The organism is Microbacterium sp. che218, assembly GCF_040436305.1.
In the GTDB taxonomy this organism is placed as follows: domain Bacteria; phylum Actinomycetota; class Actinomycetes; order Actinomycetales; family Microbacteriaceae; genus Microbacterium; species Microbacterium algihabitans.
This window is the reverse complement of the sequence record NZ_AP031501.1, coordinates 3405092-3429085: the sequence shown is the minus strand read 5'-3', so window position 1 is coordinate 3429085 and position 23994 is coordinate 3405092. Positions and strand designations below refer to the sequence as shown.

The window sequence follows — 23994 nt, the reverse complement described above, 5'->3', positions numbered from 1 at the left end:
GCGCGCCGCCTTGCACAGCACACTCATATTCGGCCGTCTGGCAGAACGACGCGCGCGCGACCTCGTGCAGCAAGCTTCATCCCACCGGAGCAATCCCCAGGTCATGCTTTCAAGCGTGGGACCGAGGCGAGGAGTCGCGCGGTGTATGGGTGCTGGGGTTGTGAGAGCACGTCAGCGGTCTTGCCGACCTCGACGATATGACCGCCGTCGAGTACCGCGATGCGCGTGCAGAGGGCTGCGACGATTGTGAGGTCGTGGGAAACGAGGAGCATGCCAATCCCCCGCTCATCGGAGAGCGTGCGCAGCAGGTCGATCACCTGCATCCGCACGCTCGTGTCGAGCGCACTGACGGGCTCGTCAGCCAGCAGCAGTCGCGGTGAAGGGGCGAGCGCACGGGCGATGGCGATGCGCTGACGTTGTCCCCCCGAGAACGCCTCAGGGAAACGCTCCGCCGCATCAGCGGGCAGTCCCACGTCGGCAAGGAGACCCGCCACCCGCGCGCGCCGATCGCCCTCAGCACCGAGAGAGCGCAGCGGTTCGGCGATGGCGTCGCCGACCTTCATTCGCGGGTCGAGCGATGAGAACGGGTCCTGGTAGATCGGCTGCACCGCCTGGCGGAAGCCGCGGAGAGAGCCGCGTCGGGTGGGCAGCGGGGTTCCCTCAAACCGGACGGCACCCGAGGAAGGTGTGCGCAGGCCGAGCGCCAGTTGCAGCAGAGTGCTCTTGCCCGCCCCCGACTCCCCCACGAGCCCCACGCTCTCGCCCGCAGCGATTGCGAGCGACACGTCGGTCAGCACAGGGCGGTCGGCCCGGTACGCGAAGTCGACGTGATCGAAAGAAAGGATGGGGGCCGTCATCGCGTCTCCTTCGGCAGCAGGTCGTCGAGGGCACGGGACGCGGCGACCAGTTCGCGCGTATACGGCTGGACGGGCGCCGACACGAGGGTCTCGGTGTCGGCGATCTCGATCTGGCGGCCGGCTCTCATGACGAGGACCCGGTCGGTCATCTGCGTGACGACAGGAAGGTCGTGACTGATGAACATCAGCGCCATGCCGCGGTCGGTGACCTCGCGTTGCAGCAGGTCAAGTACTCCCGCCTGAACCGTCACGTCGAGCGCCGTGGTCGGCTCGTCGGCAATGAGAAGATCGGGCGAGCCCGCCAGAGCGAGGGCGACCGCGACGCGCTGGCGCTGGCCGCCGGAGATCTCGTGGATGTACGACCGAGCGACGCGTTCGGGGTTCGCCAACTGCACGTCGGCGAGGGCGTCGAGCACACCTCGGTTCAGGGCATCGCCACGTAACCCACGGTGTCGGCGCAGGGGCCAGGCGAGCTGACGGCCGACGCGCATGAGCGGGTCGAGGGAGGCCAGTGGTTCCTGGAACACCGCGCCGAGAACCGTGCCCCGGATGCTGTCGAGCGTGCGCTGCGACGCCGTCACGGCATCCGCCACCAATCCTGACGAGCGTACGCGCACGGCTCCGCGCGCCCGGAGCGGGTGCGCGAGAAGACCCAACGCGGCCAGAGCCGTGAGGGACTTGCCGGATCCGGATTCGCCGATGATACCGACGCGCTCCCCCGGAGCGATGGATATCGAGACGGACTCGACCAAGACGCGGTCGTCGAGGTCGACGCCGAGGCGGTCAAGATCCAGCAGCGGCGTGGTCATCGGATGCTCCTCGAGGCGGGGTCGGCGACATCGCGTACACCGTCGGCGAGCAGGTTGATGCCGATGATGGTGGTGACGAGCAGTATTCCGGGAAGCAGCGCCGCCGTGGGGGCGACCGTCACCGTGCTTTGGGCTTCTTGCAGCATCCGTCCCCATGAAGCGTTCGGCGGAGGCGAGCCCAGGCCGAGGTACGACAGCGAGGCTTCGGCGGTCACGGCGCCACCGAACTGCAGGGCGAGCGGCACGATGAGCGTGGGCCACACGTTGGGCAACACGTGTCGCCAGACGATGCCGAGGGTGCCAGCGCCCGACGTGCGAGCGGCGGTGACGAAGTCACGGCCGAGCACGCGCACCGCGGTCACACGCGTCAGTCGCGCGATGACGGCGGAACCGGCGAGACCGATCGCGAGAATCGCGGACTCGACCGATGCTCCCCGCCAGGCGACGATGAGCATGGCCAGCAGAAGTGTCGGGAAGGCGATCGCGATGTCGAGCAGGCTCGAGATCGCGTCGTCAACCGCATGCCCGGCGACGGCGGCCGCCAGCCCGACGGAGATACCGACGACCGCCGCAATCGAAACCGACCCGACGCCGACGAGCATCGCGAGTCGCGCCCCGATCATGAGCTGAGAGAACAGATCACGGCCGAGTCGGTCGGTGCCCGCCCAGTGCTCGCCTCCCGGGGGGAGAAGCCGGCCGCCCCCTGTGTCCTCCGGCGCGAAGGGGGTCCAGAACACCGACACGATCGCCACCACGGCGATCGCACCGAACAGGATCGAACCGAGCACCAGATTGAGCGAGCGACGGCGGCGCGGGGTCCGACGCGGCAGGGCGACGTCGGCAGCGGGGGCGGCGCTCACGCGATGGCCTTCGTCCGACGGTTGCCCGACAGCGTTCCGCGTAAGCGCGGGTCGATGAGGCGTTGAGCCACGTCGGCGACGAAACCGAGCAGCAGCACGAGGGCGGTCGAGAACAGGATCACGCCTTGCACGCTCGGGAAGTCCTGCTCTCGGATCGCGACCAGAAGCATGTCGCCGAGGCCCGGCAGAGCGAACACACGCTCGATGATGACCGCGCCGACGAACGTCGTCGACAGTTGAATCGCGAGAATCGAGATCACCGGCACGACCCCGTTCCGGACGCCGTGACGCCACAGCGCCGTCGAGAAGCTCTGCCCGGTGGCCCGGGCTGCGCGCAGGTACTGCTGACCGAGCACATCGAGCGTGGCGCTGCGGACGTATCGGGCGAGATCGCTGCCGGCGACGATCGCGATGGTCACCACGGGCAGCGTCAGGGCGAAGAGCGCGGCCGCGGGGTCCTCCCAGTCGCGGCGCGGAAAGCCTCCGGCCGGGAACAGCCGCCAGTTCAGCGCGAGCACACCGACGAGCAGGATGCCGACCCAGAACACCGGGACGGCTCCGCCGAGCTGCGACAGCGCTGAGAACGTCGTGCCGTACCAGGTGCGCGACTTCCACGCCGCGACGAATCCGACGGGCACGGCGATGATCATCGACAGCGCGAACGACAGCAGGGTCAGCGGCAGGGTGACGTTCAGCCGACGCAGAATCTCGTCTCCCACCGACAACCGGTTCGTGAAACTCTGTCCGAGATCGAGAGTGGCGAGCTGACCGACGTAGTCGGCGAATTGCACCCAGATCGGGCGGTCGACGCCCAGGCGTGCCGCAGCGGCCTGGATCTCGGCATCCGTCGCTCCGACCGAGATCAGCGCGAAGACGGGATTGCCGAGCACGCGCAGCACGACGAACAGGATCACCACCGCAAGCGCGAACGCCAGCAGCAGCAATCCTGTCCGTCGAAGCAGATACCGGCCGATGATCAGGCCTTCTGAATGCCGTAGACGTAGAACAGCGAGTTGAGCCCGTTCTCGGGCACGCCCGTCACGCCCGGGGCGGCCACGCGCAGCTGCGGGTTCAAGTAGAGCCACACACTCGCGGCGTCGTCGGAGATCTGCTGGTTGACCTGGCGGATCAGCGCAGTCTGCTCCTCGACGCTGCCGGCCGCCTCGGAAGCTGCCAGCCACTGCTGCACATCGGTGTTGTCATAGCCCCAATAGAAGTCGGGGTTGCCGTAGAAGTTGATGTCGCGGTCGTTGACGTGACCCTGCAGCGTCGCCTCGAAATCCTTGTCGGTGTAGACCTGCTGGTACCACTGGTCGTCGGTGATGATGTCGATGTTCACCGTCACGCCGACCTTGGCGAGCTCCGACTTGAGGAACTCGGCGACGGTGGAGTGCACGCCCGAGTCGGGCGTCTTGATCGAGAAGGCGAACCCGGCGGGGTAGCCCGCTTCGGTGAGGAGCTGTTCGCTGAGGGCGGGGTCGTACGGGTTGTTGTTCGCGAGGTCGATGTACCAGGGCTCGGAGGGCGGGACCATCGAGCCGATGAGCTGGCCGCGACCGTCCCAGATGGCTTCCAGCAGCTTCTGACGGTCGATCGCGGAGTAGATCGCCTTTCGCACCTTCGCGTCGGTGAACGGGGCGACCCGGTCGTTGAAGGCGAGGAGCTCCTTCGTGGTCGAGGTGCCCTCGATGATCTGGAAACCGGCGGATTCGAACTCGCCCAGGCTGTCGGGGTTCGACTGGCTCGTCACCAGGTCGACGGCGCCGGTGAGCAGGGCGTTGTTCAAGGCGGTGGGGTCGGCGAAGTACTGGTAGACGACGCCGCCGTTGGCGGGCGCGTCACCCCAGTAGTCAGGGTTGACGTCGAGGCTGATCGAGTCGCCCTTGCGGTAGTCGGCCAAGGTGTAGGGCCCGGTGCCATCGGCGGTCGTGGTGAGGTCGCCGGCCTCGGCGTTGACGATCCACACGTAGCCCAGGTTGTAGGTGAAGCTGATGGAGGGCTGCTTCAGCGTCACCGCCACCGTCGAGTCATCAACGGCGCTCACCGTGTCGATGACGCTCAGCTGCCGCTTGCGCGCGGCGATGGATTCTTCTCCGATGAAACGCTGGAGGCTGTAGACCACGTCATCGGCGGTGAGCGCCTTGCCCGAGTGGAAGGTGGCGTCGCGCAGCGTGAAGGTGTAGGTCAAGCCGTCGTCCGAGACCTCGGTTTCGGACGCGAGGAGGGGTTCGACCTGGGCGTCGTCGGTGATCTTGAACAGGCCCTCGTAGACGTTGCCGGTGAAGACCTCGGTCACACCGGATGATCCACCGAAGATCTGGTCGAGGTTGGTGGGTTCGTTCTGCGAGCCGACGATGATCTCGGCCTTAGGGTCGGCCGCACCGCTTGGGGCGGAGCCGCCTCCGGCGGCGCATCCGGCGAGGACGAGAAGTCCGGCGGTGGCGACCGCGATGGCGGCGCCGAGGCGGGTGGAGCGGAAGCGTGAAGACACGTCGGTTCCTTCTGGTGGGTGGTGAGACCGCGTCGAGTGCTGTGAGCGCGGGTGAAGCGGCATGTCGGGTGCCGGGGTGTGGGCGGCATCCGGATCCGGGTTAGGGGTGGAAGTCGCCGGCGAACCGCACGCGCTTCTCTCCGGCCCGTACGGGGAAGGGCAGGCGGTTCTGCGCGGGCGGGAGGGGGCAATTCATTTGGTTAGAGAAGCCGCACGGTGGAACGATGGCGCGGTTGAAGTCGACCTGGATTCCGATGCTTTCGCCCGCCACCAGGGGCCGGTCTGGTGCCGGACGGTCGAGGAACAAGAAGCGGCCGGCGCCGTAGCTCTCGGCCCCGTTTGTCGTGTCGCCGAACACCAGTTGCAGCTTGGCGGTGCCGCCGTAGACGGTGTCGAAAGCGGCGAGGCGGAACTCCCGACCTTGGACCTCGAAGATCAGGTCGCCTGACACAGGGAGGGCACGCATCGCCCCTTCGTCGCGGAGGTGCTCGAACGGCACGACGCGCTGCTCGTCGACGAGCTCGAAGCGGCCGTTGATCACCCAGTCGGGGTCGTACTCGTACGTCTCGATCTTCTCGAAAGCTTCGTTGGCCGGGGAATCCCGCCGCCAGATGCGGTAGCCCTCCTGCGTCACGCCTGAGTCGATGTCGGCGCGCTGCAGACGGGTGAGAACCGCATCGGCGGGGTGGCCCGCGCGGGCCGCCGCCTCATCGACGGGCGGCGCACCGGCGGGTGACCAATGCGTGAGAACGAGCGCGAGCGGTCCCTGCGGAGCGGTGACGGCGACGTGACGATCCTCGACCCACTGAGCGTGGCCGGCCGAGGATTCGGTGAGAGACGGGGGCATTCACACATCCTCATCCGCGCAGCGATACGGAAGAAGTCGTGTGACCGTCTGTTGCAGCTCGCGCCTGCACAGCGCCCAGTGGGCCCGGCGAGAGCGTGAGTCTTGCGCGCCCGGGTCGGGGTCCCCCGTGCCCGGGAGCGCGGGGGCTCCCGGGCCCCGGCCGAGGGTTCAGAGCGCGTCGACGGCACGCAGGATGACGTCGGTCTCGGTCCGGGTGGTGTAGTCGACGTGGATGTCGACGAAACGCACAACTCCTTGGGCGTCCGCCACGACGATCGTCGGGAAGGGGATGGCGGGCGTGTGATCGGCGTTGCTGTCCTTGACGGCGAAGCCGAGGGATGAGTGCGCGAGCTGCGCCTCTTCGCTGGGTTCGGTGATGATCCCGAGAGCTCCGGCGAGGGTGTTCGCCGGGTCGGACACCACGGTGAACCCCAAACCCGCGCTCGCCACTGCGGCAGCCGACCCGTCGGGAGTTTGGGGACTGACCGCGATCAGCTTCACTCCACGCTCCGTCAAGGCGGGTGCCAGGGTGAGCTGGTAGTGCTTCAGGGCGATATTGCAATACGGGCACCACGCACCGCGATAAAAGACGAGTACTGCAGCCGCACCGTCTCGCAGGGTCTTCAGGGTGACCGTGTCGCCCTCGGGACGAAACAGTTCCGCAGCGGGGAGCACGTCGCCCTCTTCGATGACACCCGTGGGCACGCCCTTCGTTCGCAGGTCTTCCTGTTCGCGGGCGAAGATTGCGGCGAGGTCGGGGCCGACCGTGTCGTTGAATCCGACATTGAAGTCCTCTACCTGATCGGCAATGGTGCCATGAGTCTGTGCGGACATGACGCTCCTTGTCTTGTCGCCCGAATGGCGCCAGGTGAGATGACGATATTCCCGGCGATATCGGGTCAGGCCCTGCCGTGACATGCACCGTCATACAAGCGTCCACACCATCGGTGCCGAGCCGGCGGCGACCCCGCCTGCCTCCACCCACGCTGACGTATGGCCCGATGCTGCTTGAGATTTCCGCGAATGACGGGGCATTTCGACGCGTGAACCGGCGCCTCCCCCATTGCCCAGGCCCGTCGTAGCCTGAGCATGACGCAACGGCACCTTCCGTCGTAGGAAGCGCGAGGACCGCACCTTGACCCACACCGCTCCGAATCGGTCTGATCGCGCGACAGCGCCCCCGACTGACGCCGTGCCCCGCCGATCGACACGCGAGGTTCAGGGGCATTCCCCGTTTCCGCGGCTCGAGCCCGTGTGGGCCAGCTACTTGCCGGAACTGTCCCGCCCGGTCGACCTGCGCCGCGCGCCACGCCCCCGTCTCCTCGCCCTGAACGACAGCCTTGCGCGGGAGCTCGCGATCGACGCGCGAACGCTGAGCAGCGACGAAGGTGCGAGCGTCCTCACCGGTGCCGCCCTCGCGCCCGGTTCGTCTCCCGTCGCGCAGGTGTACGCGGGGCATCAGTGGGGAGTGTTCCGGCCCATCCTGGGGGACGGTCGCGCCGCTCTCCTCGGCGAGTGGCGGGATGCGTCGGGGACTTTCCTCGATATTCACGCGAAAGGCATCGGACCCACGTCGATGTCAAGAGTGGACGGGTTCGCCACGGTCGGTCCGATGCTGCGGGAGTTCCTGCTCAGCGAGGCTATGCATGCCCTGGGCCTGCCGACGACGCGGGCGCTGGCTGTCATCGCCACCGGCGCGCCTCGGTCACTCGACGGAGTGACCCTCCCCGGTGCCGTGCTCGTGCGGACCGCCCGCAGCCACATCCGCTACGGCTCATTCGAGTACGCCGCGACACTCGACGACCGCACCGTTCTCGAGCGCCTTGCCCGCTTTGTCGTCGAGCGCCACTACCCCGATGCCGCCGAAGACAGCCACCCGACCCGCCGGGCGTTGGCCCGCATCGTCGAAACCGTTGCGGCGCAGACAGCCGGATGGATGGGCGTGGGTTTCGTCCACGGAGTGCTCAGCACCGACAACGTGCTTGTCAGCGGCGAGACGATTGATTACGGGCCGTGCGCCTTCCTGGATGCGTACGACCCCGAGGCCGTGTTCAGCTCGATCGACCGTCATGGACGCTACGCGTTCGGTCGTGAGCCATCGATCATGCGGTGGAACCTCGAACGGTTGGGCGAGGCATTCGCCCCTTTGCTGGCGGAGCACGTCAGCGAAGGACGAGCGGTCGCCGCGGAAATCGTCGCGCGGTTCGACACATCTTCCCGCGAGCAGTGGGTCGACGTGTTCCGCGCGAAACTGGGGTTAGCCCCGACCGTCCCGGCGGCGACCGTCGAGCAAACAGCGAACATGGCTCTCGCGCTCCTTGCGAAGCATCGGACCGACTTCCCGCGCTTCTGGCGAGCCCTGACCCCGGCCGCACGCGGGGACCGGTCGGGGGTTCTTCACCTGTTCTCGCCGCCCGTCCGCCCCCTCGCCGAGGACTGGATCGAAGGCTGGACGGCGCTCGGACCGGATCCCACCCTCCTGGATGCGGCGAATCCCGCAATCGTGCCGCGCAATCACGTCGTCGAGGAGGTCTTGGGCGCCGCCGTCGAGGGTGATCTGAAGCCGTTCCACGAACTCGTCGAGCTGGTGCGCAATCCCTTCGATGCGCGCGACACCCCTCTCGCGCGCAAACTCGCAGCCATCCCGCCCGACACCGCGGCACCTTTCGTGACGTACTGCGGGACGTGACGAGTCAGCCGCAGTTTCGACCCGGGGCCATCGACGTCTCGAGGACCGAGCTGCTCGACATCGAACGACCTCGTCCGGCTGGGCCCGCGACCCTCCGTCGCGCCGATCAGGTGGTCTCGCCCCCGTGGAAGGTTCGCACCATGTGGTTCAGGGCGTGGACGGTGAGATCGATCGACGCGATGTCGATGCGCTCGTTGCGGCCGTGGAAGAGTCTGCGGAACGTGCCGTAATCCCACTGCTCGCTCAGAACTCCGAACCCGTAGGCCGGAACTCCCCGGCGCCGGTAGAAGCGCCCGTCGGTGCCTCCGACGCCCAGCATGGGCAGCAGGTGCGCACTCGGGTAGGCGCGACGAACGGCGCCCTCTAGAGCGGAGAACAGCGGAGTGTCGGTTGAGGACCTCGTGGGATCCGTAACCGCGGCTCGCACGTCATCGTCGAGATCGAGGGCTTCGGCGTACGCGCGCCACTGGGGCGTGATGACGGTGGGCCCGCGGAAGCGAGCGAGCCGCGTCACCGCCTCCGCCGCGATCACGCCGGCGTTGCGGGCGCCCCAGGGCGCCGAGCCGTGGCCCGGCACTCCCCGCACCCGCAGCAGCCGGCCCGCCCCGCCCTTCTCCCCCACCATCACCCCCAGCGACGGAGTCGGACCGGCGTCATCGAATGAACGCGGAAATGTCGGTCATCCGCGACCGGCTCGGTGCCCTTCGTTCCGGATTTGAGGCACTCGAGCAGAACTTGGATGAGGACATGTCGCTGGTGGCGGATTGTTCCGAGGCGTACAAGCGAGCGCCCGATTCGCTACGTCGGATGTACAACCAGGCCTTCTTCACACGCATCCGAATTTGGCGGGAGGAGTGGGCCGAGGGCGAGCTGGCAGAGCCCTTCGCGACGGTCAGCTCAATCGCACAAACTCGAAGCGGCGCAGCCTCGGAAGAGGATGCGCCGCTAGAGAGTGGCTCTTATAAGGTCACTTGTTCTAAAGAGACCGATTTGGTGGACCTGAGGGGATTCGAACCCCTGACCTCCTCGATGCGAACGAGGCGCGCTACCAACTGCGCCACAGGCCCGGAAACCTCGTAAACACTATCACGACACCTCCCCGTCACCCGACGCGGGGCGCACCCCGGGCGCGCCGTGCGTCGACGGATGAGAGTGGCGGATGCCACGTCGTCGGCGATTCCGTCGGCGGTGACGCCCCGCGGTCGGTGGCGTCGTCGGCGGGGCTTACTGGCCCGACGCGCGACGCTCGAGCAGACGACGCACGTGATCGTCGATCTCGATGTCGTCGACGTACCCCATGGCCGCGTACTTCGACGGCACGGGAGCGGCGGCAGGCGTCTCGACCGGACGAGCGGTCTCGATGGGCGTCGGCGCCTGGGTGGCCGCGATGTGGCGGGCCGCCTCTTCGCGGGCGGCTGCGCGCAGCGCCTCGCGGGCGATCTGCTCGTCGACGACCGCGGCGGCGCGTGAGCCGGCCGACGCGACCAGGGGGCGCGGCAGTTCGCGCGGCGTCCAGGTCGGGCGCGGTTCGGGTACGAGAGCGACGTCCTGCACTTCGGCCGCAGCGCGTGCGGTCGCCTCGACCGCCGGGCGCACCTGGGTGCGGGCCGCGATCACGGAGAGTCGTCGGAGCACGACGAGCGAGGCCAGCACGACGGTGATCCCGACGACCAGCAGGACGGGGGCTGCACCCGCGACGACCTGGATCGCACCGACCAGAGCCGCGACGACACCGGCCAGCGCGGTCGACGTCGTGGCCAGGCGGAAGCGACGGCGGGCACGCGCTCGGCGGGCCTCGGGACGGGCGACCGCCGCGGCGCGTTCCGCGTGGGCGCGCTCGAGGGCGGCGGCGTGCTCGGCGCGGGTCTTCTCGAGGGCGGCGGCTCGCTCGGCGCGGGCCACCTCGACGGCGGCGGCGCGCTCAGCGCGGGCGACATCGAGAGCGGCGGCGCGCTGCTCCTTCACGACGTCACGATCGCGCGCGGTTTCGAGACGAGCGACCTCGAGCCGTGCCTTGGCGGCCGCGAGCTCGATCTGGGCTTTCTGCGCCTGCACCTGCCGCGCGAGCTTCTGCTGCTGGTGGGCGGTGCGGGTGGTGAGCTCGAGGTGCACTTCGCGCGGCGTCTCGGCCGTCTCGGCGAGCACGCGCAGCGCCTGGTTGAGGCGGACGGCGTTGCGTTCGACCGAGGTGAACCGGTGTCGGCTCTGCCACGACGGAAGGAGGTACACCAGCCAGAGCGCGACGGCGACGAAGACGATCACGCCACCGCTGAGAACCTGCCCACCCATGGCATAAAGGTAGGCCACCGAGAGATCACACCTCGGCATCCCCCCGCGTGTCGTGCGCAGACTTCTGCACATCGGGCGCAAGCACCCCGGGGAGCGCGCTCAGATGCGGTCGGCGGGCGGAACGCGAGCGGCATCCGGGGGCACCTGACCCCGCTGCCACCGGTCGAGCACGCCATGCGGCACCTCTTCGCGCACCAGGGCGAACGCGTAGTGATCGCGCCAGTCGCCGTCGATGTGGATGTACCGACGACGCAGACCCTCGTACCGGAAGCCCAGCTTCTCGACCACACGCAGGCTCGCGTGGTTCTCGGGGCGGATGCAGATCTCGACGCGGTGCAGGTTGAGCTCCGTGAAGCACAGATCGGTCGCCATCGCTACGCTCACCGTGGTGATGTTGCGGCCGGCGAACTCCTCGGCCACCCAGTAGCCGATCGTCGCCGAGGCCAGGGAGCCGCGCGAGACGCCCCACACGTTCAGTTGCCCGGCGACGTCGTCGTCCCACGCCATCACGAGGGGGACGCCGACGCCGTCGCGGTACTGCTGCAGGAGGCGACGGATGCCGAGGCGCATGTCGAACGACACGGGGCCGTCGGGACTCGTCGCCTCCCACGGACGCAACCACGGGCGGTTGTCGATCAGCTGCTGCTGGAGGACGCGCGCGTCGCGATTGCGGATGAGACGGATCGACACCTGGCCGTGCCGCCTCGGAATCGAAAGATCCATTGCACCCCGCGGGGTCAGAGACCCTTGGCGAACTCCTTGAACCACGGGCGCAGCGCCGGGCCCAGGTCGTCGCGGTCGGCCGCGAGCTGCACGATCGCCTTGATGTAGTCGACACGGTCGCCGGTGTCGTATCGACGGCCGCGGAACACGACGCCGTAGACGCCGCCGCCGTCGCCGCCACCGGTGGCGAGTTCTTCGAGCGCGTCGGTCAGCTGGATCTCGCCGCCCTTGCCGGGCTCGGTGCGCTCGAGGATGTCGAACACGTCGGGGCCGAGCACGTAACGACCGATGATCGCGAGGTTCGAGGGGGCGTCTTCGGCCTTGGGCTTCTCGACGAGCTGCGTGACCTTGACGACGTCGTCTTCGTCGGTGGCCTCGACAGCGGCGACACCGTAGAGGTGGATGTGCTCGGGGTCGACTTCCATGAGGGCGATGACCGTGGCACCGCCGCGCTTGTCGTACTCCTCCATCATCTTGGTGAGCAGCGCGTCGCGCTCGTCGATGAGGTCATCGCCCAGGAGGACGGCGAAGGGGTGTTCGCCGACGTGGCTGCGGGCGCGCAGCACCGCGTGGCCGAGACCCTTGGGCTCGCCCTGACGCACCATGTGGATGTCGGCGAGGTCGGACGAGTGCTCGACCTTGGCGAGCTTGTCGCTGTCGCCCTTCTCGCGCAGCTTGGCCTCGAGCTCGGGCATCGAGTCGAAGTGGTTGGCGATGTTGTTCTTGTTGCGACCGATGATGATGAGCACGTCGTCGATACCGGCGGCAGTGGCCTCTTCGACCACGTACTGGATGGCCGGCTTGTCGACGACCGGGAGCATCTCCTTCGGCATCGCCTTGGTGGCGGGAAGGAAGCGCGTACCGAGTCCGGCGGCCGGGATCACGGCCTTGAAGGGCTTATGAGGCATGGGCATACCTTATAGGGAGCCGACGACACCGCCGTTACACGCGCGCACGTAGACTTACCGGCATGCCGGATCGCATCGAGCAGGCCAAGCGCGCACTGCGCGCCGATCTGCGCGAACGCCGCCAGACCGTCTCGGCCCACGCGCGCGAGGTGGCCGAGGCCGGCGTCAAACAGCAGCTCGACGCCCTCGTCGATCGCCTCGGTGCGCGCAGCATCTCGTGCTTCCTGTCGACGCCCACCGAGCCCGGCACCCACGCCTTCGTGAGCGGGGCGGTGGCACGCGGCATCCGGGTGCTTCTTCCGATCACGCGCGAAGACGGCCTGCTCGACTGGAGCGTCGCGACACCCGAGACCGAGATCACCGAGGGGCTGTTCGGCCTGCCGGAGCCCGTGGGCGACGTGCTCGGGCCCATCGCCGTCAACGACGTCGACCTGCTGGTGATCCCCGCTGCCGCCGTCGACCAGGGCGGCATGCGCCTCGGCTGGGGCCGCGGCTACTTCGACAAGACCCTCGGCTCGATGGAGAAGTGCCCGCCGGTGTACGCGGTCATCTTCGACTCCGAGCTCATCGACGACGTGCCCCGCGACGTGCACGACCAACCCGTCTCGGGCGTGGTCACCCCCACCCGCACGGTCGCGATCACCGCACGCACCCCCTGAACACCCGAAGGAACCCCATGCCCACCTACTCCTACGCCTGCAAGCAGTGCGGACACCGCTTCGACACCGTGCAGTCCTTCTCGGATGCCGCTCTCACCGAGTGCCCCGAGTGCGGCGGCGAGGTGCGCAAGCAGTACGGCTCGATCGGGGTGACCTTCAACGGCTCCGGGTTCTACCGCACCGACTCCCGCTCCTCCACCCCGAGCGGGGCCGGTAGCGGCTCGGGCGGTTCTTCGACATCATCGAAGTCGGAAACGAAGACGTCCGCCCCGTCCTCGGCCTCCTAGCCCCGGTCGGCGCGGCCAGAAGGGGAGCCTGCGCATGATCAAAGGATTCAAGGAGTTCATCCTCCGAGGAAATGTCATCGACCTCGCCGTCGCGGTGGTCATCGGCGCGGCGTTCACGGCGGTCGTCAACGCCATCGTCGCCGCGGTCATCACGCCGCTGATCGAGGTGTTCTACAAGCCCGCCGAGAACGGCGAGATCGGACCGTCGATCACGGGCATCTACGGGCAGGAAGTGGTCTTCCCCCTTCCCACCCTGCTCTCGGCGATCATCAGCTTCTTCGCCGTGGCGATCGTGGTCTACCTCGCGTTCGTCTACCCGATGAACCGGTGGAAGGCCATCGCCGCCGCTCGCGCCGGCGTGAACGAGCCCGCCTCCGACGAGCCGAAGCTGCCCACGGAGCAGGAGCTGCTCGTGCAGATCCGCGATCTGCTGGAGCGCCAGAACGACAAGGCCTGACGGCCCGACGGAGCCCACGGCATCCGCGCCCTTCTCGAAGGCGAGCGGATGCCGTGGGCTTCGTCGTTCAGTAGTGCGGGGGCACCTCGCGCAGCATGCGCTCGTCGTTCGGCCCGGATGCCGCGGGGCGCGACGCCGCACCGCGAGCGGGGTCGTCGGCGGGCGCCGGCTCGGCCGACGTGCCGGGTGCGGGCATCAAGCGTGCGCGGCGGGCGCCGCGCACACGGACCACGGGCTGCCGGACGTCGTCCGCGCCCAGCGCCGCAGAGGTCCCTGAGCCTGTCGAAGGGACCGGACTCACCGCTGCATCGGAGGCGTCGACGGGCTCAGCCGCCGAGGACGGCGCAGCCGAGGTCCCTGAGCCTGTCGAAGGGACCGGACTCGCCGCTACATCGGAGCCTTCGACAGCCTCAGCCGCCGAGGTCCCTGAGCCTGTCGAAGGGACCGGACTCACCTCCGCGGAGCCGGAAGGCTCCTCGTCCGGATTCTGCGTCATCGCCGGCTCAGCCGGGCAGGTCGAGCTGTTCGGTGCTCGTGTCGGGACCCGCGCCGTCGGCGGGCGCGACGCCGAGCAGCCCGGCGATGCGCGCCGCGACGCCCGCGGGGTCGCTGTACAGGTCGAAGGCGTGCACGCGCACGTAGTGCCACCCGAGGCGACGCAGGATCTGCGGGCGCAGACGCAGCGTCTCACGCAGCGATTCGCCGATCGTCTCGGGGTCGCTCTCGGCGACGACGGCCTTGCCTTGGTAGCGCGCGACCAGCGGCAGCAGTCCGCGGTAGTCCACGTCGACCTCGACGCCGAGCTGCCGCAGCTCGCGCGCGAGCGCGCGGGTGAGGGGGTCGGCGAGGTCTTCGAGGCGGCTCTCGCGTCCGCGCGCGGCGACGTTGCCGAGGATGCCCATGAGGGTCGCGGCACCGTGCTCGAGGCGTCCGTCGTCGAAGGCGGAGGGCCGGATCGACGACACGATCACCATCGAGCGACGCGCGCGCGTCATACCGACCGTGAGCAGCCGCTCGCCGTCGGGCGTCGACAGGTCGCCGAAGTCGCTCAACACGCGCCCGTGACGGGTCAGGCCGAAACCGAGCGAGAACACGACACGATCGCGGCTCTCGGCCACGGACTCTTCGAGCGTGAGCACTGCGAAGGGCTCCGCCGCGTCGCGCGACACGAACTCGGCGATATCGGATCGTCCGGCCAGCGCCGCGACGACCGAGGCGCGCACGCGCTCGGCGTGCTTGCGGCTGGCGGTGACGACCATGAGCGACTCGGATGCGCGGTTGACGGCGTGCTCGATCACGAGGGTGACCACGCGGGCGACCTCGGCGTCGGGGCTCTCGACCGCACCGCTGACCGGGTCGGGCGCGCCGACTCCGCCCTCGACGTAGTCGACGCTCAGGCTGCCGCGTCCGAGGTACGAACCCGCCCACGGCAGCGACACGATCTCGCCGCCGTAGAAGGCGTCGTTGACGAGCTGCGAGAGGTCTTCTCCCCCGGCGCGATAGCTGCGGGTGAGGGTCTCGACCGGCAGCAGCTCGGCCACCCGCTCGAACACCGACCGGTCGTCGAACGGCACCTCGTCGCCTTCGACGCCGTCTTCGTCGTCGAGGGTGGGAGCGATCGCCGCGCTCACGCGGAACGGGGTCGGCTTCTGCACGACCGGGTCGCCGAAGAGCACCACCTGGCGCGCCCGACGCAGGGCCGGAGTGGCCTCGGCGAGGCACAGGGCCGCGGCATCCGCGATGATCACGACGTCGAAGGCCAGGTCCCACGGCACATCGGGCACCTCGTAGGGCGACGCCAACCACACCGGCGCGAGCGTGCGCAGCAGGGTGGGCGCGGCATCCGAGATCTCCTGCGCGGTGTGCAGGCCGTCTTTCAGCGCGTGCTTGAGAGCCGTCGCCTCATCGGCGTGATCGACGATGCCGATGCGCCACTGGGTCGCGAGCTGCGCCGCGAGAAGCGGACCCGCCGCCGCCGCGTGCGCCTCGTCGACGAGGCGGAAGTCGCGCTCGAGACGGTCGACGACGCTGGTGTTCGCGCCGAGCAGGGCGCGGTCGCTGCGCAGCAGGTGCTCGAGAGCCGACTGCCACCACGCGAACTCGAGCTCGGCGCCGACCCGCTCTTCGGGGACGTGGCGCACCGACAGCTCGACGAGGAGCTGCTCGAGGCCGAGGCGGGCGAGTTCGGAACGCAGCTGCGCGCGCTCGACGAGGTTGTCGAAGAACTCCGATTCGGCGGCGAGACCCGCGAGCGTGCGCACGAGGCGCTGCACGGGAAGGGTCGCCAGGCGCTCCGAGCCCTGTCGGCCGAGGATCTGATCGAGCTCTCCGAGCAGGGCGTCGGTGCGCTGCCACGCCACGTGCACGTCGGCGAGGCCGAGGGGCACCTCGGGGGCGACGCCGGCCTCGACGAGACGGTGCCATTCGGTGCGCTGCTGCTGGATGCGCATGAGCGCCTCGTACATGTCGGGCACGTGCACGCCCGGGCGCACGTACTCCTTCGACAGGCGCTTGAGACGACGACGGTTCGGACCGCTCATCGCGGAGCCGTCGCGGCGCGGCGAGTGCGCGTCGATCAGCTCGCCGATGGGGCGCTCGAACACGCTGGGGCTGAAGCGGTCGAGCGACTCGCGGATGCCCTGCAGCAGTTTGAGGTACGAACCCAGCTCCGACACGGTCTGGAACGGGCGCATGCGCGTCTGCGCGATGAGCTCGTACCCGCGCTCGATGAGGCGCGGCACGTCGGAGGAGTGGAGCTTGCCGGCCAGGTCGTGCGCGGCCCGCGCGTCTTCGGTGCGGGTGAAGCTGACGCCGTACCAGGGAGAGTCGTCGGGGCCGAATCGGAACTCGCCCAGTCGTGCGGCCATCGCCAGAGCCCGCGCGGCCGCGTCGCGGCGACCCGACAGACGCTCGAGCGTGGCCACGTCGAAGCGCGCCGCGGTCGAGGGCGGAGGAGAGACGGATGCCAGCTTGGTGAGCTCGCGCAGCACGTCGAGCGCCGAGACGCCCAGGGCCAGGTGCGGCTCGGTCACCGCCGAGCGGTAGTCGCGCAGCACGGTGCGCAGCCGCACGAGCGCGTCGTCGATCTCGGCGACCTTGGGCTGCTCGGCCTTCTCGTTGCGACCGATCGCGCGGATGAGATCGCGGCGCACGTGGTGCGGCGAGACGGCGAGTCCGGTGAGACCGACGCCGGCGAGGCGGTGCCGGATGCCGTCGAGCGTCGACCGGCGTGCACTGACGACGAGCACGCGCTTGTTGTCGTGCACGAGCTGGCCGATCGCGTTGATGACCGTCTGCGTGCCGCCCGTGCCGGGCAGCGTGTGGACCGCGAGGGAGTGGCCGGCGGAGATGCGCGCGAGGACGCGCTCCTGCTCGGCGTCGGCGTCGAGCAGAAGGGTGTCGGCGGCGGGCGGGCGCTCGTCGGGCCCGACGACGGCCGGCTCGGCGCGGCGCACGGTGATGCGCGCGCGGTCGTCGGCGTGACCGGCGAGGGCGTTCAACAGCGTGTCGTCGAGGTCGTGCGTGTCGCGTGCCATGCCCGAACCGACGTCGGCGAACGACGAGATGATCAGCCGGGGGTGCACGACGAAGGTCGGCACGTGCGTCGTCAGGCGACGGATGTGATCGATCACCGGCTGCGGCTTGAACACGCCCTGGTCGTAGGCGAGGCCCGCGAGGGCCGCGCTGTCGATCTGGATGCCGAGGTGGGTGCGGAACGCACGCGCGAGCTCGGGGTTCATCACGAACGCGCCGTGCAGCTTGAGCTCGAAGTCGCCGTGGTGGCGGCGGATGGCGAGCGGACGCAGCAGCACGGGGGCCGACCACTCCACTCCCCCGATCTTCCACGCCGACAGGCCGACGGCCAGGTGCACGGGTTCGAGGCCGCGCGCGGTGCGCAGCTCGACGTTCTTCGCGGTGATGCGTTCCGCGGCCATCCGCGCCGTGCGCAGGGCGACCTCGTCGCGGAACAGGTTGCTCAGCATCGTGGCGCGCCCCGTGATGAACTGCGGGAGCGAGCCCGGGTGCGCCTTGGTGATGTCGATGCCGGCGTCGCGGGCGTCGTCGAACCGCAGCAGCGTCGAGCGGCCGCCGAGCACCGCGGCCTCGGCCCTGATGCGGTCGCGTTCGGGGTCGGCGACGTGGCGAACGACGATGCCGGGTTCCGACAGTCGCAGCTCGCCCGGATCGACGGACGTCGATTCGTCTCCGTCGGTACCGATCACGGTCCCGTCCTCAGCTCGCCACACACCTGCCAGACTAAGCCGGTCGATGCGGGATCCCGCGCAGTGGGGGCGAGTTTCGCGGGAATAGACGACACGCCGCACGATCGGCGCTTCCTCCACAGGCGGCGAGTCGAGCGGATCGTCCCCATTCCCGGCATCCGCCGCAGCACGAGACCGACGCGGTCGTGAGGATGAGCGCATGAACAGAGTCACCAGCACCGATTACGACAGCCCGGTGGGGCCGGTCCTGCTCACGTTCGTCGACGACGCCCTCGTGCGCCTCGACGTCGCGCACGACGGTCTCGACCTCGCCCGCGAGAGCATCGCCCATCGACTCGGGGTCATGGCCGAGCCGGATTCCGCAGTGGGCGCGTCGCTCGTGGCGCAGCTCGACGAGTACTTCGACGGCGCGCGCCGGGAGTTCGACGTGCCGCTGGACTTCCGCCTCGTGCGCGGGTTCACCCGCGCAGCGCTCGAGGCGACGTGCGAGATCCCCTATGGCGAGGTGGCCTCGTACGGCGAGGTCGCGCGGATGGCCGGCGTCGATCGCGCCGCTCGCGCCGTGGGCACCGCGTGCGCGTCGAGCCCGTTCTCGATCGTCGTTCCGGTGCACCGCGTCGTGCGCTCCGACGGATCGATCGGCGAGTACGGCGGTCATCCCGAGGTGAAGCGGTTCCTGCTGACGCTGGAGGCCGAGGCGCTGCTGGGCGGCTCCCTCCCGGTCGACGAGGCGGACCGCGCCTCCGCGTGAGCGCCTCGGCCCGGATCCTCTCCGGTTCTCCTGGGGGACGCGCCGTGGGAGGAGAGGGGCGGGTGCCGACGACCCCCGCCTCTGCACGCGCCGACGCCCGGCCCCGCCGAAGCGAGGACCGGGCGCCGGGCGACCGCAGCGGACCGCTAGTGGTTCGAGGCCTTCTCGGCTCCGAAGCCGGTGAGCGAACGCACGTCCATCTCGGCGGCTTTGCGTCGATCCTCCGCGACACGGGAGGTCACCGACCCGAGCCAGCCGAGGAAGAACCCGAGCGGGATCGAGACGATGCCCGGGTTGTTCAAGGGCCAGATCGCCACTCCCGTGTTGGCGAACACGCTCGTGGGGGTTCCCCAGAACACCGGCGAGAGGAAGATCAGCAGGAGCGCCGAGCCCAGACCGCCGTACATGCTCCACACCGCACCGCGCGTGGTGAAACGGCGCCAGAACAGCGAGAAGAGGATCGTCGGCAGGTTCGCCGATGCCGCGACGGCGAAGGCGAGGGCGACGAGGAACGCCACGTTCTGCCCCTGCACGCCGATGCCGCCCAGGATCGCGAGCACGCCGATCACGATCACCGTCCGCCGCGCCACCTTGACCTCTCCGTCGGGCGGCACGTCGCCCTTCTTCACGACGTTCGCATAGATGTCGTGGGCGAACGACGCGGCCGCGGTGATCGTGAGACCCGCCACCACCGCCAGGATCGTCGCGAACGCGACCGCCGAGATGAAGCCGAGCAGCAGCGGACCGCCGAGCGCGAAGGCGAGGAGGGGGGCTGCGGCGTTGACTCCGCCGGGCGCCGCGAGGATGGCTTCCGAACCCACGAGGGCACCCGCGCCGTAACCGAGCACCAGGGTGAGGATGTAGAAGAGGCCGATCAGCCAGATCGCCCACACCACCGAGCGACGGGCCTCCTTCGCGGTGGGCACCGTGTAGAAGCGCATCAGCACGTGCGGAAGGCCCGCGGTGCCGAGCACGAGGGCGAGCGCGAGCGAGATGAAGTCCCACGGGTTCTTGCCGTACTGCAGCCCCGGGGCCAAGACGGCGTCGCCCTTCGGAGAGGCGGCGACCGCGCTCTCGAGCAGGGTGTTGAGGCTGAAGCCGTTGATCGCGAGCACCCACACCGTCATGACGACCGCGCCGCCGATGAGCAGGAACGCCTTCACGATCTGCACCCACGTGGTGCCCTTCATGCCGCCGATGAGCACGTACACGATCATCAAAATGCCGACGACGGCGACCACGATCGACTGCCCCACCCGCTCGGTGATGCCGAGCAGCAACGACACCAGTCCGCCGGCGCCCGCCATCTGCGCGAGCAGATAGAAGAAGCACACCGCGAGGGTCGTGATGGCCGCGGCCATCCGCACCGGGCGCTCCTTGAGCCGGAACGACAGCACGTCGGCCATCGTGAACTTGCCCGTGTTGCGCATGAGCTCGGCCACGAGCAGCAGAGCCACCAGCCACGCCACCAGGAAGCCGATCGAGTAGAGGAAGCCGTCGTAGCCGTTGATCGCGATCGCCCCGACGATGCCGAGGAACGACGCCGCCGAGAGGTAGTCGCCCGCGATCGCGAAGCCGTTCTGCGGTCCCGTGAACGACCGACCCGCCGCGTAGTAGTCGGCCGCCGTCTTGCTGTTGCGGCTGGCCCGGATCACGATGAACAGCGTCACGGCGACGAACGCGCCGAAGATCGAGATGTTCAGCACCGGGTTGTTCTCGACCGTCTGCACGGCCGCATCGATGGAGGCGAGCACGTCGTTCACGAGCGACCCTCCTCAATACGCTCGAGCTCGGAGCGCAGCTGCTCGGCACCCGGGTCGAGGCGACGGTTGGCGTACGCGACGTAGCCCATGGTGATGGCGAACGTGGTCACGAACTGGCCGAGCCCGAAGAGCAGCCCGACGGTGATGGCGCCGCTGACCGGTTGCGCCATGAACTCCGGCGCGAACGACGACAGCAGAACGTAGACGAAGTACCAGACGAGGAAGGCCACCGCGAGCGGGAAGACGAAGCTGCGTTGCCGCCGCTTCAGCTCCCGGAACGGGGCGGACTCCTCGACCGCGATGTAGTCGACGCCGCTGGTGTGCGCGTCGTCGATCCGACGATCCGTCATGTGGCCTCCTTGCCTCATGCGTCCGGCGCAACGCTGCGCCGATCGGGGAAAAGTCCGGGTCGGCGTCAGCTTTCCCGGTGATACAGTCGACGCTACGAAACGCGGCGATGAAGCCGTCACCCCCGGAAGTAGGTAGTGCGTGGCTGCACCCTCCGCACTTCGAGACGATGCGACGCTCGTGTCGCACGCGGTCGTCGAACTCGCCCGACGCACGCATTTCCCCGTCGCCTTCGGCGGCCTCGAGCACGACGGCGCCGTGCACGTGTCGAGCATCGTCGGCGCCCGCACGCGCAGCATCGAGGGGCTCGTCGTGCACGCCTCGCGCGGTCTCGGCGGACGAGCGCTCGTCGAGCGGCGCCCCCGCATGACCCTCGACTACCGCACCTCGCGCTCGATCACCCACGACTACGACCGCGCGATCCTCGGCGAGGGCATCGCGACCCTGTTCGCCGTGCCCGTGCTCGTGGGCGGCACCGCACGCGGCGTGCTGTACTGCGGCTCGTGGGCCCAGGCGCCGGTCGGCGAGGTCGAGGCGCGCCCCGCGTTCGACGTCGCCGGAGAGCTCGGCACCGAACTGCGCGTGCGCGCCGAGGTCGAGCGCCGCCTGCAGTCGGCGCCCATCCCCGAGAGCGGGCTCAGCGCCGGAGCGCGGGAAGAGATCCGCGAGAGCTACGCGCAACTGCGCAGCATCGCCGCCACGGTCGGCGACGACAGCGTGCGCCGCCGCCTCGAAGACGTCGAGGGCCGGCTCGCCGCCCTCACCGGCGACATCCCCGTGACCACCCCCGACCCCGACGTGCACCTCTCGCGCCGCGAGATCGACGTGCTCGCGTGCGCGGCGGTCGGGTCGACGAACGGCGAGATCGCGACCACCCTGCAGCTGCGCGAGACCACCGTGAAGTCGTACCTCGCCTCGGCGATGGCCAAGCTCGACGCCTCGACCCGGCACGCCGCGGTCACCCGCGCGCGCCGCGCGGGACTGCTCCCCTGACGCCTGGGCAGCCGGTGGGAAAGCCCTGGCAAAAGCCGCTTGAGGTTGAGAGCCGCGCGGATTCTCGGCATCGTGGCTGACTCCTGTCGTCGATCAGAGAAGGAGAGTCGCCCATGCTGACGCTCACCGAAGAGGCCACGACCGCCGTCAAGACCATCACCGCCCAGATCCCGGACTCCCCGCACAGCGGCATCCGGATCGAGGGTGCCGGCTCCCCCGAGTCGCAGTTCAAGCTGAGCGTCGTCGACGCCCCCGCCACCGGCGACGCCGTCGTGGAGAACGGCGGCGCGCGCGTCTTCCTCGACAGCGACGCCGCAGCGGTGCTCGACGACCGCGTGCTTGACGCGCAGGTCGACCCCGAGCAGGGCTCGGTGCAGTTCGCGGTGACGAACGCCGCCTGACGCGCTGACGCCTCCGATCGATGCCCCGGCCGCGCGCCGGGGCATCGTCGTGTGCGGGGTCAGTCCCGGAAGACCACGATCTCGTCGTTCGGGGCGTCGTAGACGAACTGCAGGGCGGTGCCGGGAGGCAGATCGGTCGCCCGGATCTCGGCGGAGTCCTCGGTGAGCTGCAGCGCCCCCTCGGCCGGGAAGATCCCCGCTCCGCACGAATCCAGGAACAGGCGTCCGTCGTAGGAGAATCCACCGTTGGAGACCTCGAGCAGGTCGGGCTGCCACACCGTCATGCATCGGGCTGCGTTCTCGTCGGCCTCGAACGGGGCATAGGTGATGACGCGAAAGCCTTCGAACTCCTCGTATGCCGTCACCGCGCTCGTGACGCCCCGGGTCAACGACGCCGGAACGTCGAAATCCGGATCGGCGGCGAGACGCGCGATCTGCGTCGCCCCGACCTGCAGGGGGTCGGTCTGCACGCGTTGCACCAGCACGAGCGCCGTCGCCGCGCACACGACGACCAAGGCCGCCGCGGTCAGCAGGATCATCGTGGAACGCCGCAGGCGCGGCATCCGGAACCTCCGACGCGGCGGGTCGGATGCCACGGCCGGCCCCTCCGCATCGCTCGGCCCGCTCGGCTCGTCGGCGGCCTCCGGGACGGGCGGAGCGGGGTCGTCCGCGCCGTCGCGGCTCTCGAGTTCGATGAGTCGGCGCAGCGCCGCGGGATCGGCGGAGATGTCCGCCCCGGGGGCGTAGGCCCGTCGGCGGAGGGCGGAGAGTTCGTCATCATCGTCGATGCGCGGCATGGTCCGATTCAATCAGCGATGCCGCCGCGCCCGCGGACGGATCGCGCACGCGGTGGTCGGATCGCGCGCTCAGCGACCCGTGAACTCCGGTCGACGCTTGGCCTGGAACGCAGCGAACCCCTCGCGATAGTCCGCCGTTGCGGCCAGGGCGGCCTGCGCGCGGTTCTCCAGGGCCATCGCCTCCCACAGCCCGAGACGCTCGTCGCGCACCGCCGCCACGATGCGCTTGCTCGCGCGGAACGCCGCGGTCGGACCCGCCGCCGCCGTGCGGGCCGCCAGAGCCGTGGCATCCGTCACGTCGTCGGCGGGGAAGACCCGGGAGAACAGCCCCGCGCGCACCGCCTCGTCGCCCGACATCAGGCGCCCGGTGTAGATGAGGTCGAGGGTCGCATGGATGCCGAGGCGCTCGGCGAACAGGGCGTGACCGCCTGAGTCGAGGGTCGCGCCGAGGGCCGCGAAGGGCGAGCCGAGCTTGGCGGTGTCGGCGACGTAGACGACGTCGGTGGCGATCAGCAGGCCGAGTCCCACGCCGAGGCACGCGCCGTGCGCGACCGCGAAGGTCGGTGAGGGGAACATCGCCATGCGTCGCAGCAGCGGGGTGAGCGTGTCGTCGAGGTAGCCGCCGACGTCGTCGGTCGCGGGATCGACGCCCGAGATGTCGCGGCCGGCGCAGAACGACGGCCCCTCTCCGCGCAGCAGCACGGCGCGGGCGCCGTCGGCCTCGGCGCGGTCGTACGCGGCGGCGAGCTCGTGCAGGTCGTCGAGTCCGAGGGCGTTGCGGCGAGCGGGCGCGTTCAGCACGATCTCGGCGACATCCTCGTCGAAGCGGTAGTCGATCATCG

The 23994-nt window shown here is 69.5% G+C and carries 24 protein-coding genes and 1 tRNA gene; 7 read left to right on the top strand and 18 right to left on the bottom strand.

Annotated features, from left to right (window positions below; all coding sequences use genetic code 11):
* Positions 1 to 101 precede the first annotated feature (101 nt).
* The 7 genes from ABXS86_RS16185 to ABXS86_RS16155 form a co-directional block, all read right to left on the bottom strand.
* A complete protein-coding gene (locus ABXS86_RS16185; protein WP_353665132.1) occupies positions 102 to 857 on the bottom strand; it encodes an ABC transporter ATP-binding protein in 756 nt (251 codons plus the stop codon).
* Positions 854 to 1666: an ABC transporter ATP-binding protein gene (locus ABXS86_RS16180; RefSeq protein WP_353665131.1), complete on the bottom strand. Its 813-nt coding sequence runs from the start codon at positions 1664 to 1666 to the stop codon at positions 854 to 856. The genes ABXS86_RS16185 and ABXS86_RS16180 overlap by 4 nt, the downstream gene beginning before the upstream one ends.
* On the bottom strand, positions 1663 to 2526 hold the full coding sequence (locus ABXS86_RS16175; protein WP_353665130.1) for an ABC transporter permease: 864 nt from the start codon (positions 2524 to 2526) through the stop codon (positions 1663 to 1665). Before ABXS86_RS16175 ends, ABXS86_RS16180 begins: the two co-directional genes overlap by 4 nt.
* Positions 2523 to 3443: an ABC transporter permease gene (locus ABXS86_RS16170; protein WP_307212753.1), complete on the bottom strand. Its 921-nt coding sequence runs from the start codon at positions 3441 to 3443 to the stop codon at positions 2523 to 2525. The genes ABXS86_RS16175 and ABXS86_RS16170 overlap by 4 nt, the downstream gene beginning before the upstream one ends.
* 59 nt (positions 3444 to 3502) lie before the next feature.
* Positions 3503 to 5017, bottom strand: coding sequence for an ABC transporter substrate-binding protein (locus ABXS86_RS16165; RefSeq protein ID WP_353665129.1), 1515 nt, complete (start codon positions 5015 to 5017; stop codon positions 3503 to 3505).
* Positions 5018 to 5117: 100 nt separating this feature from the next.
* Positions 5118 to 5864, bottom strand: a complete 747-nt coding sequence (locus ABXS86_RS16160; protein WP_353665128.1) for a DUF1684 domain-containing protein — start codon at positions 5862 to 5864, stop codon at positions 5118 to 5120.
* Between the two features lie 168 nt (positions 5865 to 6032).
* Complete coding sequence (locus ABXS86_RS16155; protein ID WP_353665127.1) at positions 6033 to 6698, bottom strand: peroxiredoxin-like family protein; 666 nt, start codon at positions 6696 to 6698, stop codon at positions 6033 to 6035.
* Positions 6699 to 7116: 418 nt separating this feature from the next.
* Between ABXS86_RS16155 and ABXS86_RS16150 the strand changes: the two genes are divergently transcribed.
* Complete coding sequence (locus tag ABXS86_RS16150) at positions 7117 to 8553, top strand: protein adenylyltransferase SelO family protein (RefSeq protein ID WP_353665126.1); 1437 nt, start codon at positions 7117 to 7119, stop codon at positions 8551 to 8553.
* Positions 8554 to 8659: 106 nt separating this feature from the next.
* On the opposite strand, the gene ABXS86_RS16145 is transcribed toward ABXS86_RS16150, so the two are convergent.
* From ABXS86_RS16145 to galU, 5 genes are all read right to left on the bottom strand, one after another.
* Positions 8660 to 9178 (bottom strand): M20/M25/M40 family metallo-hydrolase, encoded by a 519-nt coding sequence (locus tag ABXS86_RS16145; RefSeq protein WP_353665125.1) that lies wholly within the window; start codon positions 9176 to 9178, stop codon positions 8660 to 8662.
* A gap of 366 nt (positions 9179 to 9544) precedes the next feature.
* Positions 9545 to 9620 (bottom strand) — tRNA-Ala (locus ABXS86_RS16140).
* Positions 9621 to 9777: 157 nt separating this feature from the next.
* Positions 9778 to 10842, bottom strand: a complete 1065-nt coding sequence (locus tag ABXS86_RS16135; RefSeq protein WP_307212768.1) for a large exoprotein — start codon at positions 10840 to 10842, stop codon at positions 9778 to 9780.
* 99 nt (positions 10843 to 10941) lie between these two features.
* Positions 10942 to 11565 carry a GNAT family N-acetyltransferase gene (locus ABXS86_RS16130; protein WP_307212771.1) on the bottom strand — a complete coding sequence of 208 codons (624 nt, stop codon included), beginning with the start codon at positions 11563 to 11565 and terminating at the stop codon, positions 10942 to 10944.
* 14 nt (positions 11566 to 11579) lie between these two features.
* On the bottom strand, positions 11580 to 12473 hold the full coding sequence (galU, locus tag ABXS86_RS16125; RefSeq protein WP_307212774.1) for a UTP--glucose-1-phosphate uridylyltransferase GalU: 894 nt from the start codon (positions 12471 to 12473) through the stop codon (positions 11580 to 11582).
* A gap of 62 nt (positions 12474 to 12535) precedes the next feature.
* Between galU and ABXS86_RS16120 the strand changes: the two genes are divergently transcribed.
* The 3 genes from ABXS86_RS16120 to mscL are packed head-to-tail and all read left to right on the top strand — an operon-like array spanning position 12536 to position 13876.
* Positions 12536 to 13132, top strand: coding sequence for a 5-formyltetrahydrofolate cyclo-ligase (locus tag ABXS86_RS16120; RefSeq protein ID WP_307212776.1), 597 nt, complete (start codon positions 12536 to 12538; stop codon positions 13130 to 13132).
* 17 nt (positions 13133 to 13149) lie between these two features.
* The gene (locus ABXS86_RS16115; protein ID WP_353665124.1) at positions 13150 to 13419 is read left to right on the top strand and encodes an FmdB family zinc ribbon protein; all 270 of its coding nucleotides are present in this window, start codon (positions 13150 to 13152) and stop codon (positions 13417 to 13419) included.
* A 34-nt stretch (positions 13420 to 13453) separates the two neighbouring features.
* Complete coding sequence (mscL, locus tag ABXS86_RS16110) at positions 13454 to 13876, top strand: large conductance mechanosensitive channel protein MscL (protein WP_307212781.1); 423 nt, start codon at positions 13454 to 13456, stop codon at positions 13874 to 13876.
* A 67-nt stretch (positions 13877 to 13943) separates the two neighbouring features.
* Here mscL and ABXS86_RS16105 read toward each other — a convergent pair whose 3' ends face one another.
* Both ABXS86_RS16105 and ABXS86_RS16100 read right to left on the bottom strand, forming a co-directional pair.
* Positions 13944 to 14177: a hypothetical protein gene (locus ABXS86_RS16105; RefSeq protein WP_353665123.1), complete on the bottom strand. Its 234-nt coding sequence runs from the start codon at positions 14175 to 14177 to the stop codon at positions 13944 to 13946.
* 202 nt (positions 14178 to 14379) lie between these two features.
* Positions 14380 to 18099, bottom strand: a complete 3720-nt coding sequence (locus ABXS86_RS16100; protein ID WP_353665122.1) for an AAA family ATPase — start codon at positions 18097 to 18099, stop codon at positions 14380 to 14382.
* Positions 18100 to 18298: 199 nt separating this feature from the next.
* Between ABXS86_RS16100 and ABXS86_RS16095 the strand changes: the two genes are divergently transcribed.
* Complete coding sequence (locus ABXS86_RS16095; protein ID WP_307212790.1) at positions 18299 to 18850, top strand: methylated-DNA--[protein]-cysteine S-methyltransferase; 552 nt, start codon at positions 18299 to 18301, stop codon at positions 18848 to 18850.
* A gap of 146 nt (positions 18851 to 18996) precedes the next feature.
* On the opposite strand, the gene ABXS86_RS16090 is transcribed toward ABXS86_RS16095, so the two are convergent.
* Positions 18997 to 20613, bottom strand: a complete 1617-nt coding sequence (locus tag ABXS86_RS16090; protein ID WP_307212793.1) for a cation acetate symporter — start codon at positions 20611 to 20613, stop codon at positions 18997 to 18999.
* Positions 20610 to 20963 carry a DUF485 domain-containing protein gene (locus ABXS86_RS16085; RefSeq protein WP_307212796.1) on the bottom strand — a complete coding sequence of 118 codons (354 nt, stop codon included), beginning with the start codon at positions 20961 to 20963 and terminating at the stop codon, positions 20610 to 20612. The genes ABXS86_RS16090 and ABXS86_RS16085 overlap by 4 nt, the downstream gene beginning before the upstream one ends.
* Before the next feature lie 139 nt (positions 20964 to 21102).
* Here ABXS86_RS16085 and ABXS86_RS16080 point away from each other — a divergent pair, with 139 nt between their 5' ends.
* Positions 21103 to 21954: a helix-turn-helix transcriptional regulator gene (locus ABXS86_RS16080; protein WP_353665121.1), complete on the top strand. Its 852-nt coding sequence runs from the start codon at positions 21103 to 21105 to the stop codon at positions 21952 to 21954.
* Positions 21955 to 22067: 113 nt separating this feature from the next.
* Positions 22068 to 22355: a Fe-S cluster assembly protein HesB gene (locus ABXS86_RS16075; RefSeq protein WP_353665120.1), complete on the top strand. Its 288-nt coding sequence runs from the start codon at positions 22068 to 22070 to the stop codon at positions 22353 to 22355.
* Positions 22356 to 22414: 59 nt separating this feature from the next.
* Here the strand turns inward: ABXS86_RS16075 and ABXS86_RS16070 are convergent, their stop codons facing one another.
* Together ABXS86_RS16070 and ABXS86_RS16065 are read right to left on the bottom strand one after the other, a co-directional pair.
* Complete coding sequence (locus ABXS86_RS16070; protein WP_353665119.1) at positions 22415 to 23152, bottom strand: hypothetical protein; 738 nt, start codon at positions 23150 to 23152, stop codon at positions 22415 to 22417.
* 69 nt (positions 23153 to 23221) lie between these two features.
* A complete protein-coding gene (locus tag ABXS86_RS16065) occupies positions 23222 to 23992 on the bottom strand; it encodes an enoyl-CoA hydratase/isomerase family protein (protein WP_353666257.1) in 771 nt (256 codons plus the stop codon).
* Positions 23993 to 23994: the final 2 nt, after the last annotated feature.

What these genes read in the sequence shown, in the direction of transcription:
- ABXS86_RS16185 (WP_353665132.1), bottom strand. Translation starts at nt 857, where the DNA reads ATGACGGCCCCCATCCTTTCTTTCGATCACGTCGACTTCGCGTACCGG.
- ABXS86_RS16180 (WP_353665131.1), bottom strand. Translation starts at nt 1,666, where the DNA reads ATGACCACGCCGCTGCTGGATCTTGACCGCCTCGGCGTCGACCTCGAC.
- ABXS86_RS16160 (WP_353665128.1), bottom strand. Translation starts at nt 5,864, where the DNA reads ATGCCCCCGTCTCTCACCGAATCCTCGGCCGGCCACGCTCAGTGGGTC.
- ABXS86_RS16155 (WP_353665127.1), bottom strand. Translation starts at nt 6,698, where the DNA reads ATGTCCGCACAGACTCATGGCACCATTGCCGATCAGGTAGAGGACTTC.
- ABXS86_RS16145 (WP_353665125.1), bottom strand. Translation starts at nt 9,178, where the DNA reads ATGGTGGGGGAGAAGGGCGGGGCGGGCCGGCTGCTGCGGGTGCGGGGA.
- ABXS86_RS16135 (WP_307212768.1), bottom strand. Translation starts at nt 10,842, where the DNA reads ATGGGTGGGCAGGTTCTCAGCGGTGGCGTGATCGTCTTCGTCGCCGTC.
- ABXS86_RS16130 (WP_307212771.1), bottom strand. Translation starts at nt 11,565, where the DNA reads ATGGATCTTTCGATTCCGAGGCGGCACGGCCAGGTGTCGATCCGTCTC.
- galU (WP_307212774.1), bottom strand. Translation starts at nt 12,473, where the DNA reads ATGCCTCATAAGCCCTTCAAGGCCGTGATCCCGGCCGCCGGACTCGGT.
- ABXS86_RS16120 (WP_307212776.1), top strand. Translation starts at nt 12,536, where the DNA reads ATGCCGGATCGCATCGAGCAGGCCAAGCGCGCACTGCGCGCCGATCTG.
- ABXS86_RS16115 (WP_353665124.1), top strand. Translation starts at nt 13,150, where the DNA reads ATGCCCACCTACTCCTACGCCTGCAAGCAGTGCGGACACCGCTTCGAC.
- mscL (WP_307212781.1), top strand. Translation starts at nt 13,454, where the DNA reads ATGATCAAAGGATTCAAGGAGTTCATCCTCCGAGGAAATGTCATCGAC.
- ABXS86_RS16095 (WP_307212790.1), top strand. Translation starts at nt 18,299, where the DNA reads ATGAACAGAGTCACCAGCACCGATTACGACAGCCCGGTGGGGCCGGTC.
- ABXS86_RS16085 (WP_307212796.1), bottom strand. Translation starts at nt 20,963, where the DNA reads ATGACGGATCGTCGGATCGACGACGCGCACACCAGCGGCGTCGACTAC.
- ABXS86_RS16075 (WP_353665120.1), top strand. Translation starts at nt 22,068, where the DNA reads ATGCTGACGCTCACCGAAGAGGCCACGACCGCCGTCAAGACCATCACC.
- ABXS86_RS16070 (WP_353665119.1), bottom strand. Translation starts at nt 23,152, where the DNA reads ATGCCGCGCATCGACGATGATGACGAACTCTCCGCCCTCCGCCGACGG.
- ABXS86_RS16065 (WP_353666257.1), bottom strand. Translation starts at nt 23,992, where the DNA reads ATGATCGACTACCGCTTCGACGAGGATGTCGCCGAGATCGTGCTGAAC.